General features: G+C 39.5%; 13 protein-coding genes and 1 pseudogene. 5 read left to right on the forward strand and 9 right to left on the reverse strand.

Annotated elements, in window-relative coordinates:
• Positions 1-218 precede the first annotated feature (218 nt).
• The 6 genes and pseudogenes from H5154_RS15920 to H5154_RS15945 form a co-directional block, all read right to left on the reverse strand.
• Entirely contained in the window at positions 219-617 is a 399-nt protein-coding gene (locus H5154_RS15920) for a VOC family protein (RefSeq protein ID WP_149980488.1), read from the reverse strand.
• Between the two features lie 237 nt (positions 618-854).
• Entirely contained in the window at positions 855-1268 is a 414-nt protein-coding gene (gene rnk, locus H5154_RS15925; protein WP_182718918.1) for a nucleoside diphosphate kinase regulator, read from the reverse strand.
• A gap of 374 nt (positions 1269-1642) precedes the next feature.
• Positions 1643-1906: pseudogene (locus H5154_RS15930) on the reverse strand (type II toxin-antitoxin system RelE/ParE family toxin); the annotation flags it as partial.
• 268 nt (positions 1907-2174) lie between these two features.
• A complete protein-coding gene (locus H5154_RS15935) occupies positions 2175-2459 on the reverse strand; it encodes a type II toxin-antitoxin system ParD family antitoxin (protein WP_259398530.1) in 285 nt (94 codons plus the stop codon).
• 478 nt (positions 2460-2937) lie between these two features.
• Positions 2938-4263, reverse strand: coding sequence for a peptidase T (gene pepT, locus H5154_RS15940; RefSeq protein WP_182718920.1), 1326 nt, complete (start codon positions 4261-4263; stop codon positions 2938-2940).
• A 37-nt stretch (positions 4264-4300) separates the two neighbouring features.
• The gene (locus tag H5154_RS15945) at positions 4301-5323 is read right to left on the reverse strand and encodes an ornithine cyclodeaminase (protein ID WP_182718921.1); all 1023 of its coding nucleotides are present in this window, start codon (positions 5321-5323) and stop codon (positions 4301-4303) included.
• Positions 5324-5461: 138 nt separating this feature from the next.
• Between H5154_RS15945 and H5154_RS24055 the strand changes: the two genes are divergently transcribed.
• The gene (locus H5154_RS24055) at positions 5462-5893 is read left to right on the forward strand and encodes an Lrp/AsnC family transcriptional regulator (protein ID WP_182718922.1); all 432 of its coding nucleotides are present in this window, start codon (positions 5462-5464) and stop codon (positions 5891-5893) included.
• Between the two features lie 7 nt (positions 5894-5900).
• Positions 5901-6212, forward strand: a complete 312-nt coding sequence (locus tag H5154_RS15955) for a hypothetical protein (RefSeq protein WP_182718923.1) — start codon at positions 5901-5903, stop codon at positions 6210-6212.
• Between the two features lie 603 nt (positions 6213-6815).
• On the opposite strand, the gene groL is transcribed toward H5154_RS15955, so the two are convergent.
• The 3 genes from groL to H5154_RS15970 form a co-directional block, all read right to left on the reverse strand.
• Positions 6816-8462: a chaperonin GroEL gene (gene groL / locus H5154_RS15960; protein ID WP_145238063.1), complete on the reverse strand. Its 1647-nt coding sequence runs from the start codon at positions 8460-8462 to the stop codon at positions 6816-6818.
• Positions 8463-8509: 47 nt separating this feature from the next.
• Positions 8510-8797: a co-chaperone GroES gene (locus tag H5154_RS15965; RefSeq protein ID WP_145238066.1), complete on the reverse strand. Its 288-nt coding sequence runs from the start codon at positions 8795-8797 to the stop codon at positions 8510-8512.
• 153 nt (positions 8798-8950) lie between these two features.
• On the reverse strand, positions 8951-9427 hold the full coding sequence (locus tag H5154_RS15970) for an FxsA family protein (RefSeq protein ID WP_182718924.1): 477 nt from the start codon (positions 9425-9427) through the stop codon (positions 8951-8953).
• A gap of 211 nt (positions 9428-9638) precedes the next feature.
• Between H5154_RS15970 and cutA the strand changes: the two genes are divergently transcribed.
• The 3 genes from cutA (at position 9639) to aroQ (ending at position 12468) form a co-directional block, all read left to right on the forward strand.
• Entirely contained in the window at positions 9639-9959 is a 321-nt protein-coding gene (gene cutA, locus H5154_RS15975; protein ID WP_145238073.1) for a divalent-cation tolerance protein CutA, read from the forward strand.
• Complete coding sequence (locus H5154_RS15980; protein ID WP_182718925.1) at positions 9959-11788, forward strand: protein-disulfide reductase DsbD; 1830 nt, start codon at positions 9959-9961, stop codon at positions 11786-11788. The genes cutA and H5154_RS15980 overlap by 1 nt, the downstream gene beginning before the upstream one ends.
• 227 nt (positions 11789-12015) lie before the next feature.
• Positions 12016-12468, forward strand: coding sequence for a type II 3-dehydroquinate dehydratase (aroQ, locus tag H5154_RS15985; protein WP_145238079.1), 453 nt, complete (start codon positions 12016-12018; stop codon positions 12466-12468).
• The last annotated feature ends 7 nt before the right edge of the window (positions 12469-12475 follow it).

A 12475-nucleotide genomic window follows, 5' to 3' on the forward strand; every position in this document is an offset into this window, starting at 1 on the left:
TGACCACAATATCACCAGTAACAATAACGTCACTACACCAAGGTGAACTAATAATGTTTCAATGCTAACTTTGTTTAATAAATCCATTTGTTTTTAATATGGTTACTAATAGTTAGTTAATGAGGGTTAATTGAACAATATCAAGTCAACCAGAGGTTCCGTATTAAGCGCTAGTAGGTTGTGATTTATCGCGATAAGTGACCTCTCACAGACTGCTTTTAATTTAATTGTAGTAAGTCCCATTTATTACCATACAAATCTTCAAATACCACAACGGTGCCGTATTCTTCTACGCGGGGCTGTTCATTAAAGTTAACGCCATTTTTTTGCATTAATTCATAATCTCGCCAAAAGTCATTGGTATGTAAAAATAAAAACACTCGGCCCCCAGTTTGGTTGCCCACAGCCTCTAACTGCTGTTGAGTACTTGCTTGTGCGAGTAATAAATTAGTGCCATTAGAGTTAGGTGGTGATACTAATACCCAGCGTTTGCCATTACCCTGATCAGTATCTTCGATTAAATCAAACCCCAGTTTTTGAGTGTAAAATGCAATCGCATCATCATAATTCCCTACAACTAATGCCATGCTACCTATATGCTGTTTTATGTTTGTCATTGTCCTAACCTTGAAATAATGCAGTGCTTAAAGATGCTTTTTAGCATATAAGAAAATATAACCCGAGGACAAAAGACTGGTACGTTAAGTGCGGTGCTAGATTTATCCGTAGGTCTGACTTCAGTCAGAAAGCTTTTCCCGATAAATCTGAACTTACGTGTGGCTGGCGCTAGGTTTTAAACTTATTATCTTTAAAAACAAAACCCAGCTTTCACTGGGTTTTTAATAACATAAATATTATCGATGTAACTCACCGGCTCGTTCTGGCTGATAAGTGATTGCTTTTATTTTTACTTTTATGAGACCGCCACTTGGTTTTGGCCATTCAATTTCATCACCTTGCGATAGACCAAGTAAGGCGCTACCAACAGGGGCTAAAATTGATATTTTATCAGCACTTGCATCAGCATTTTTTGGATACACTAAGGTCTTAGTGAATTCTTCTTTAGTTGATTCAACAATAAAGTTTACCGTTGAGTTCATAGTAACCACTGTCGAAGGCACATCTTTTGGCTCAACGATTGTTGCGCGGCCAAGTTCGGCTTCAAGTTCTTTTTCGCCAGCAAAGCTTCCTGCTGGTAATGATTCCATTAAATCATACAATCTATCAGCATCGAGTGACGAGATGATCAGTTCAGGCTTTTTATTCATCTTACTATCCTTAATTATGGCTTATAAATAAAATTAACTCTGAGTATGGTTTTGGCATACAGTTAAAAAGCACTGCAATACGCTGGAGTCATTTTATTTGCAAGTTATATCCGCTATTTTATCTTTGCCCATAATGCTAAAAACCCAGCCGAAGCTGGTTTTTTAATTGAGCTAGATGGTTAGGAGATGAATTACATCGTGCCGCCCATCGGATAAATATCTACTTGTTTTTATTGAAATAGTTACATGGGTATTGGTAGTGATACCCCACTTTATACCCCTGACATCTCATATATGTAAAAACGAATTAAAAATCAATTAACTATATGAGATTACATGACTTCAGCGATAAGAATAATTTTACCAAAATATGCTTAGAAATGTTTTGATGGATCCATACGTTGATGAAGAATACGAGCAACATCAATACCGTTATCACTGGCTTGATAGAACACGATATGCTTGTCTACAGGAAAGCTTTTGGCACCATTGTAAACTTCATTTCTTTCTCTACCGAAATCAGGGTATTGTGCAAGTTTTATTAAGGCAGCATCTATGCTTTGAGAATAAACTTTTGCCTGTGTACTTCCCCAAGACTCAATAGTTGTTGAAATTATTTTGAATAAATCCTCTTCGGCTAAAGGAGATAACTATAGTTCGACATTGGTATTCTTACTTGTAGACTTACTATCTAACCTGAACTCTGGATAAGCTATATACGTCAATGCCACGATTTTTGCTCGTATCAGCGTTAAGTTTGCTACTAATAGCCAGCTATTAGGTACACAAACTTGCCTTGATTCATTCAAAACTTATGACATTGATAACGATAATATGTCAGTAATCGCAAGAATTGTTTTTATATATTTGAAAATTAAAGGATTATATGTTTTATTCGCATATCCGTTATCCAGAGTTCAGGTTATCTACTGCAAGGGAGGCTTGTTCAAAGATATCCATTATGCTGTGGTTTGATGATTCACCAGCAGCCAATTGTTCAAAACCTTTAGCTACTTCTTCTCGTAATATTTCGAGTTGCTTGTTTTTAGCAACATCTTTTTCAAATAACATTCTTAATCCATCACGGATCACTTCACTTGCTGAGGTATATAAACCATCAGATACCTTCTCAGTAATTCTTCGCTCGAATTCTTTACCTAAAGTAATATTCATTATCAACACTCTAATCATTCTATCTTCACATTATGCGCATGATACGCACACAGTTCAAGTTTAGTGATAAAAAAATTAATAAAAAAAAGCCCGAACATTGCTATTCGGGCTTTCGTTTAAGTGGTTAGAACTTTATCGTAATAGAATTTTAATTCTCTTACATCATGCCGCCCATATACAGTTTATCTATCTGTTTTTATTAAATTAGTTACACTGAAAAACAAGTACACACCACTTTATACCCCCGCCAACTCACGACTAAAATTAAGGTTAAAATTGCTGTTAAAAATCAACACATCAGTAGTTATTTGTTAACTGCGTTAGTTTTTAGGCTTTGATGCCTCGCCTTTTAAGTGCCTAGTTTCCAGAGGATTTGGTGCTGGTTTCTTTTCAGACATTTGAAATCCCTACATTTTTCTCTGACGTTGATCGTTTTCTTTCACGCGCCTTGATGTAATAGTTATAGTTACTCTTACTGATGCTGAGTTTAGGTCGCTTATTGAGTGAGAGTTTTTGCTTGTTGAACAAATACTTGACTTAATTGAAACAGAGTTTCAGCAGTGCTTTCTAATCCTTTACGGCTATTAAACTCTAATTTGCTATGAAAATTATGGCCGCCGGTGAAAATATCTGGACAGGGTAATCCCATAAATGACAAACTTGACCCGTCAGTACCCCAACGCGCTGCGGTTTTTTGTGCTGTCACGCCAGCGCGCTTTGCCGCAAGTATGGCGTTATCAATTAAATATGGGTGTTGTTTAATAACCTCATACATATTTTGGTAATTGTCAGTGATCTTCACTTTTATCTGTGTATCAGGAAATTCAATTTTTGTTTGTGCTACTAAATCATGGATTAGAGCCGATTTTTTATCTAACTCAGTGAGGCTAAAATCGCGTAATAAGATTTCTAAAGTTGCCTTTGGGACCCTGAGTTCAGCTTTATCTAAGTGAATGAATCCAGTGCTCCCTTCGGTTTGTTCAGCGTGCTGCGTTTTGGGTAAACGAGTAATAAAACTACTTGCGGCATATCCTGCGTTGATCATGCTTCCTTTTGCTTTCCCTGTATGAGCATTTTGGCCTAAAAACTCAATTTGTACCTCTCTGGCGTTCCATGTTTCATTAGTGATATTACCAATGGCACCACCATCGACCGTATAGGCTACGCTTGCACCAAAGTTGGCGACATCAAACTTTGCAATTCCCATGCTGGTTTCTTCATCTGGCGTGAAGGCAATTGCAATATCACCATGTTTTATATCAGGATTTTTCTGTAAGCGTGCGACTAAAGTCATGATTGCAGCAATGCCTGATTTATCATCGGAGCCCAACAATGTTGTGCCATCAGCAGTAATAATATCGTCACCGATTAAAGTATTGAGTACAGGATTGGCAGCCACGGTAATGATTTGGCTCGGATCTGCAGGTAAAATTAAATCCTCTCCTTGATAATTTCGATGCACAATGGGTGTTACATTTTTGCCTGAAATGCCGGGCGAAGTATCTAAATGGGCGATCAAACCAAAGGGCTGAACGTCTATGTTGTTTGGTGTATTAGCGGGTAATATTGCATAAACAAAACCAAATTCATTCAAGCGGACATTTTTTACCCCCAGTTGTGTGAGCTCTTGGGATAATTGGGAGGCAAAAACTAACTGATTGGTTGAAGTTGGCACTGTTGTGCTGGTATCGTCAGATTCGGTATCTATTTTTACATAACGAATGAAACGATCCATCACTGTTTCGTTATCTATTTGCGCGGCAAAAAGGTGAGTTGCATGTAGTGCTAAAATAAGTAGTGCTAACGCGTTTAATTTCATCATAAATCTCTATATTAAGCGAAAATTCGCTCGTTGTAAGTTAATGCTCTTGGGTTGTTAATGCAAATAAATCTTTCGGATCCGCTAATGTGGGTACGAGTTCTATGTATTGACCTAGCTGCTGTTTCTTCGCTAAATCATAAAGGTAGCGAAGCATTGAAAAATCTTCGAGGGCAAAGCCAACCGAATCAAAAATAGTTATTTGCGCAGCGCTTTCGCGCCCAGATGCTTTTCCTGTAATCACTTGCCATAATGGATGAACCGGATGATCGGCGGGGAGTTGTTGAATATCGCCTTCAACGCGCGTTTGTGGTTCGTGCTCTACAAATATTTTACCCGCATAAAGTACATCGGCGCTGATTTCGGTTTTACCTGGGCAGTCACCACCTACACCATTGATGTGTATACCAGCTTGGATCATGTCGAGGGTTAGAATTGTTGCAAGGTGTTTGTCAGCAGTGACGGTTGTTATAATATCAACATCTTGGGTACATTCTTGGCTGCTGTTACACCGAGTGACAGTTAAGTTCGGATACTGTTTTAAGTGTTGCTCCACTTTGTTCATTGCCATGTCATCAATATCGAAAATTCGCACTTCGTCTATGCCCATCAAACAATGAAAAGCGATAGCTTGAAATTCACTTTGCGCACCACAACCTATCATCGCCATTTTACGGGACTGAGGATTGGCGAGTGCTTTTGCGGCCATTACTGATGTTACCGCTGTGCGCACTGCCGTCGCTAAGGTTAATTCGCTCAGTAGGATTGGGTAACCTGTTGCAACATCAGATAACGCACCAAACGCCATCACGGTTGAATGACCAGTGAGTGGGTTATTAGGATGACCGTTGACGTATTTAAAGCCAAATTGATGATTATTGGCAATAGGCATCAGCTCTATCACGCCAACATCGCTGTGCGCTGCGGTACGTGCTGATTTATCAAATTGGGGCCATTGTTTAAAGTCTGCTTGCATATAGCCAAGCAAATTTTGCATAAAGTGAGATAAACCTACTTGGTTGATTAATTTTGCTAAGGTGTTCACATCTAAAAATAAAGTCATGTATTTCTCGTTTCTCTTGCTATCAATATCACTAATTTAGCACTTGGTTTAGCCAATTAATAGCCAATAAGCTGTACAATTGGAATGCATTAATGTACATATTGTTAGGTTTTATTTTCTTTTTGTAAGGTTAGTGATGTGGACAGTAAGTTAGATGATAAAGATAAACGGTTGATTTCCTTACTTAGGCACAACGCACGTACCTCGGTTGTTACCTTGGCAAAAGAATTGAATGTATCTCGGGCTACTGTCCAAAACCGGCTCGATAGGCTCGAACAAGTGGGGGTGATTTTAGGTTATACCATTAAGTTAAAACCTGAGGTTGAGTTAGAACCAATTCGCTTGTTAATGAATATTTCGTTAGAAGCAAAAGATGAAGCTAAAGTGATTAAAAAACTGCATGCTTATCCGCAAGTGGTGGTGATACACCATACTAGTGGCCATTGGGATCTTATTGCTGAAATCCGCACTGATACTTTGCCATCATTGAACCGGTTGCTGGGTGAAATACGATTAATTCAGGGTATTATTAAAACAGAAACCAATTTATTGCTCGACAGCACTTTGTAAGTGCAGGGTGAAAAATGCTAGTGACTCATTTGAAGTCCTTGAAATGTATATCGATGACCAAAATAACCCCATACTCACGGCAACATATCAGCTTGATAAAAAGATGGGCAATTCAACTGTCAGAGAATTCACAGAACGATATAAGGAAAGGCTAAATGTCTTAGATGACAAAATGACCAATGAACTACTTGGTGTATGGATTGGAGTAGCAGATTTTCGAGGTACAAAGCAGCTAGTAGTGTTCGATTACAAATTAGGTGAACAGTCTGAATTTGTATTAATGATTAATGAAAGCTCTCTGATTAATAAACACATTTAAACCAGTTACCTATTGACGTCAATTGGTCGTGTTGAATTAACTGTGAGATAGATTCACGTTTGTTTTTCGTCATTTCAAACTTTACCGGTTGCCCGGTCTTTTGTTGAACTACCATAGCTCTGGATTGCACACTTAGTCCATGAGCAATGTCAAGTAGCCTCAGATAAACTAGGTCACAACCTCTTAACTTGCTGTCAATAGCTAGGTTAAATAGCGCTACGTCTCTAACATTACTCGCTAGCTGTAGGCGAATACGAATAGCCCAGATTTACTGAAGTTTAAATGGGATCTTTTGACCAACAAGCTTATTTTTATTCCAAGATTCCTTTTTCCTATAAATTGTAGTTTGATACATAGTGTCACCTCTTTCATATTGAGTTGATGTGGATGGATGTCCACACTATTTAAAGATGGGCTATGTAACGTGTTAAAGAGGCTTAAAGCAGACATTAGGTTTGGATGAAAGATAGCTTTTGCTTAGCCCACAATTAAGGCATATTAAAAGTATTAGATATTAATAAGGAGTAATAAAAAAGCCCGAATATTGCTATTCGGGCTTTCGTTTAAATGGTTAGAGCTACATTAATAGAGTTAAAACTCTATTTACATCATCCCGCCCATACCACCCATGCCGCCCATGCCTCCCATATCAGCGCCGCCAGCTTCATCCTTTGGGATTTCAGCTACCATTGCTTCAGTGGTGATCATAAGGCCAGCAATCGAGCCTGCAAATTGTAGTGCAGAGCGCGTTACTTTTGTTGGATCTAGGATACCCATTTCAATCATGTCGTTGTATTCGCCAGTTGCTGCGTTGTAACCGAAGTTACCCGTGCCGCCTTTAACTGCGTTAATAACAACAGACGCTTCGTCACCTGCGTTGGTAACGATTTGACGAAGTGGTGCTTCCATAGCACGTAGTGCTACTTTGATACCGTGGCTTTGATCTTCGTTGTCACCAACTAAATCAACAAGTTTGCTTGCTGCACGTACTAGTGCAACACCACCACCAGGCACTACGCCTTCTTCAACCGCAGCGCGAGTTGCATGAAGTGCATCTTCAACGCGGTCTTTTTTCTCTTTCATTTCGATTTCAGTAGCAGCACCTACTTTGATTACCGCAACACCGCCGGCAAGTTTAGCCATGCGCTCTTGTAGTTTCTCTTTATCGTAGTCTGATGTTGCTTCTTCGATTTGTGCTTTGATTTGCGCAACGCGACCGTTGATGCCAGCTTCTTCGCCTGCACCATCGATGATAGTTGTATCATCTTTAGTGATAACTACGCGCTTTGCAGTACCTAAATCTTCAACTGTTGCTTTTTCAAGTTCCAGGCCGATTTCTTCAGAGATAACCGTACCACCAGTTAATACTGCGATATCTTGTAGCATTGCTTTACGACGGTCGCCAAAACCAGGTGCTTTAACTGCTGATACTTTAACGATACCGCGCATGTTGTTAACAACTAGAGTAGCTAGTGCTTCGCCTTCAAGGTCTTCAGCAATGATAAGTAATGGTTTGCTTGCTTTAGCAACGGCTTCTAATGTAGGTAGCAACTCACGAATATTAGAGATTTTTTTATCTACAAGTAGAATAAATGGGTTATCTAATTCAACAGCGCCTTTTTCTGCGTTGTTGATGAAGTATGGAGATAAGTAACCACGGTCAAACTGCATGCCTTCAACAACATCTAGTTCGTTTTCAAGTGATTGACCTTCTTCAACAGTGATTACACCTGAATTACGGCCTACTTTTTCCATTGCTTCTGCAATGATGTCGCCAATTTCTTTATCAGAGTTAGCTGAAATAGTACCCACTTGAGCGATTGCTTTTGCATCGGCACATGGTACTGAAAGTTCTTTTAGCTCAGCAACAGCTGCGATGATTGCTTTATCAATACCGCGCTTAAGGTCCATTGGGTTCATGCCCGCAGCAACCGCTTTTAAGCCTTCGTTTACAATTGACTGTGCTAATACTGTTGCAGTAGTTGTACCGTCACCGGCTGCATCGTTTGCTTTAGATGCAACTTCTTTAACCATTTGTGCGCCCATATTTTCAAACTTGTCTTCAAGTTCGATTTCTTTTGCCACTGATACACCATCTTTAGTGATCACTGGAGAGCCAAATGATTTGTCTAGGATTACGTTACGGCCTTTAGGACCTAAAGTTACACGAACTGCGTTTGCTAAGATGTTTACGCCAGCTAGCATTTTAGCGCGTGCGTCACCTGCAAAAAGTACTTCTTTTGCTGCCATGATTAATTTCCTCTGAATTCTGAATGTTTGTTAAACGAAAAGTAGCTTTAGCCTACAATGCCTAAAATATTGTCTTCACGCATGATCAGGTACTCTTGACCTTCGATCTTTTCAGCTTTTTCAACATATGAGCCGAATAACACAGTGTCACCGACTTTAACTTCTAATGCTCTCACATCACCGTTATCTAGAGTACGGCCATTACCCACTGCAATAACTTTACCGCGGGTTGATTTCTCAGCCGCAGAACCAGTTAATACAATACCGCCAGCAGATTTGGTTTCTTCTTCTAGGCGCTCAACGATCACGCGATCATGTAAAGGACGAATGTTCATTTTATTTAGTTCTCCTAACAGTTTCTGAACAGGACAGAAAAAAGCTTTATATGTACCAGTTTGCATTAAACCCTGTGGTTCAAGGCAATTGATTTAGTTGTACTCAGTAATGGGGGTATTGCTTCAAAACCCAAGTGATAAAAATTAAAATTTTTAATCTTTTCTCTCGTACTCACCATCAATAGTGGTCGGCTCACTCATTTTGCGAGGTTCTGGCTCTGCATGAGTGTGCTGATTAAATGCTGTTGGACCTTGTTGCATGCCTGCACTCATACGCACCGTTGCTTGACTAGCAAGGCCTGCAGCTAGTTTATTGCGAATGGCCGGGGTCAATAATAAAAAACCGAATACGTCGGTCATAATGCCTGGAGTTAGCAATAATATGCCGGCGATAATCACACATAAACCGGTAAATAATTCTTTGGCTGGCATTTGCCCTTGCGCCATTTGTGTTTGCACATTTTGCAGTGCGCCCATACCTTGTGTTCTAACTAATTTTGCGCCGAATATTGCGGTTACAATAACCAGTGCAATAGTGGCGAATCCACCAATTACATCAGCTACTTGAATTAACAACGCAATTTCAATAATTGGCACGAGAATAAATAATAAAAACAAAAATCTAAACATAAGGCTCTCTAAATAGTGATCACTCAGTTGAGTTGATGAAATATAAATATGGGTTATCAGGTCTTTTTTCAAGGCTAGTGGTAAAGCTGTGTTGGCTAAATAGCCTGAACTCTGATTAAGCGATTTATTATCCGCAGTTTAGGTTAACTACACTTTGCCTTAGCTATCAGCTACTATGGCATTGGGCAGAGCAATCAATCAAAGGTTCAATATGACGACTCATTTTCGACTTATTTTTACCACTTGCGCAGATGTAAGTGAGGCACGCTCCATGGCTGAGCAATTAGTTAAGCTTAAATTAGCTGCGTGTGTGAACATTCTTCCAAATGTGGAATCTGTTTATATGTGGCAAGGAGAGGTTGCTTATGCAACCGAGTGTAAATTATTAATTAAAACAAAGTCAGAAAAAATGAATGAATTGATTCAAACTATCAAGCAATTACATAGTTATGAAATTCCTGAAATACAGGTTATTGATGTGGCCACTGGCAATTTAGCCTATTTTAATTGGATGGATGAGGTACTTAATTAATGCGTTGTTTTCTTTTATTGCTTTGTGCGCTGTCGTTAATGCCAGCACAGGCTGCAACTAATAATTTATTAAGTGATTTGCTGCAGCCCGCAGAGCAAACATTTTTACCTGTTGATCAGGCATTTTCATTTGATTTTGATCAGCAAGGCAGCACTCTTTTTATTGGTTGGGATATTGCGCCAGGTTATTACCTATATAAAAAGAAGCTAGAAATTATTGGTAAAGGTGCTGATATTGAAGTGCCTGATCTTGGTAAAGGCGTGATCATTGAAGATGAGTTCTTTGGCAAAACAGCAGTGTTTTTTGATTCACTGAGTGTGATCAGCAAGCTAAGTAATATAGCTGAAGGTGGCGTAATTAAAGTACGTTATCAAGGCTGTGCTGAAGCAGGGCTATGTTACCCGCCAGAAATCATCACCATTCCATTGAGTATGATTGCCGGTGAAATCCCTGCAACTGATAATGCAACAGCAGGCAATGCATTAGCTGCGCTTAGCGCTGAATCAGCGGCTGCTACAGAAGATGTTGTAACGCAAGAAGATGACTTAGAAAAAGAATTAAACTTTACTGAAAAACTGGCCTCGCAAGGTTTGTTAGCGAACTTAGCGATTTTCTTTTTGGTCGGTATTGGCTTGGCATTTACGCCATGTGTATTTCCGATGTTTCCTATTTTGTCGAGCCTAATTGCAGGACAAAAAAATCTTTCCACTAAAAAAGCTTTTGCGCTTTCTTTTGTTTATGTGCAGGGTATGGCCGTTACGTATGCGGCGCTGGGCCTTGTGGTTGCATCACTTGGTGGTCAAGTGCAAGGTTATTTGCAGCACCCATATGTATTGATTAGTTTCAGTTTATTATTCGTTTTACTCGCTATGTCGATGTTTGGTTGGTACGAAATAAAGCTCCCTAGCGGCATGATGAATAAGCTCACACAAGTAAGTAATAATCAAAAAGGCGGCAACTACATTGGCGTGTTTTTAATGGGGGTTTTATCGGGTTTAATTGCTTCACCTTGTACCACCGCACCGTTATCAGCTGCGCTATTGTTTGTTGCGCAAAGCGGCGATTATTTAGTTGGCGGCTTAACTTTGTATGTGCTGAGTTTAGGGATGGGTATTCCGCTGCTGTTATTAGGCACCTCTGGCGGTAAATTATTGCCAAAAGCAGGCGGCTGGATGGAACAAGTTAAAACCCTGTTTGGTTTTATCATGCTGGTAGTGCCATTGATCTTGCTTGAACGTATTGTCGATGCAGACATCATATTACTTATGGCGGGCTTATTAGCATTAGCAACGGCCTTGTATTTACATCATTGGCAGAGCGCTCAAACACAAGGTAAGTTAAAAACTGCATTGTGGTTTGTTGCAACGTTATTAGTTGTTAGCGGTGTGAGCTTAACTAAAAACTATATATGGCCAACAGCGCAAGTTGTTAGTGCCGCAAATGGCGAGCAACAAGAGCGCGGCTTTAAATTAGTTGCTGACTTAGCTGAGCTCAAACAAGCAATAAATGATGCAAACAGTGATGGTCGTTTAGTGATGGTCGATTTATATGCAGATTGGTGTGTTGCGTGTAAAGAGTTCGAGAAATACACTTTTCCTGACGCTAAAGTACAAGGTGAGTTTGCAAACTTTGAGTTGTTAAAAATTGATTTGACCGAAAGTGATGATAAAACAATTGCTGTAATGGAAGAGTTTTCGGTATTTGGTTTACCCAGTATTTTGTTTTTTGATACACAAGGTGAAGAGCTTGCAGCACAGCGTGTGACGGGCTTTTTAAATGCCAAGGACTTTGCTGAGCATTTAGCAAAAGTGAGAAATAGCGCTAAATAAACATTTTTCGCACCGCTATTTTAAACGCCACTTTATATGAGTGGCGTTTTTGTTTTTGTGGTGGCTACTAGTGATTAGACCAGTATTTTGCTGCTATTTACATCGAACTGGCTATAATAGGTGGTTAACGTGAGAAATACTTGCTATTTTAGTTTTTCCCCTCTACATTTTGCGGGGATTTCTAATCAAAATGGCTTAACTCATTATTTATAGGATTATCGCGTATTATGGCTGCAAAATTTAAACTTTTAGTTATAAATGGCCCTAACTTAAACATGCTGGGTAAGCGTGAACCAGAAAAATACGGTTTACAAACACTGAGTGAGATTATGAGCGAACTAACTGAGTTTGCGCATGGTCTAGATGTTGAGCTAACGCATTTTCAAAGTAATAGTGAGCAAGCTTTAATTGAGCACATACATAGTGCATGGCAGGTCATTGATTACATTATTATCAACCCAGCGGCATTTACGCATACAAGCGTGGCTTTACGTGATGCGTTACTGGCTGTTGATATCCCGTTTTTTGAAGTGCACTTAACTAATGTGCACACGCGGGAAGCGTTTCGTCATCATTCATATTTTTCTGATGTGGCGCAGGGCGTGATATGTGGATTAGGCGCAATGGGTTATCGCGCAGCACTTGAAGCTGCTGTCAATCGGTTGCAAAACTCGAATTAATTTTAAA

The organism is Pseudoalteromonas sp. SR44-5, assembly GCF_014163675.1.
GTDB classification, from domain to species: Bacteria; Pseudomonadota; Gammaproteobacteria; order Enterobacterales; family Alteromonadaceae; genus Pseudoalteromonas; species Pseudoalteromonas rhizosphaerae.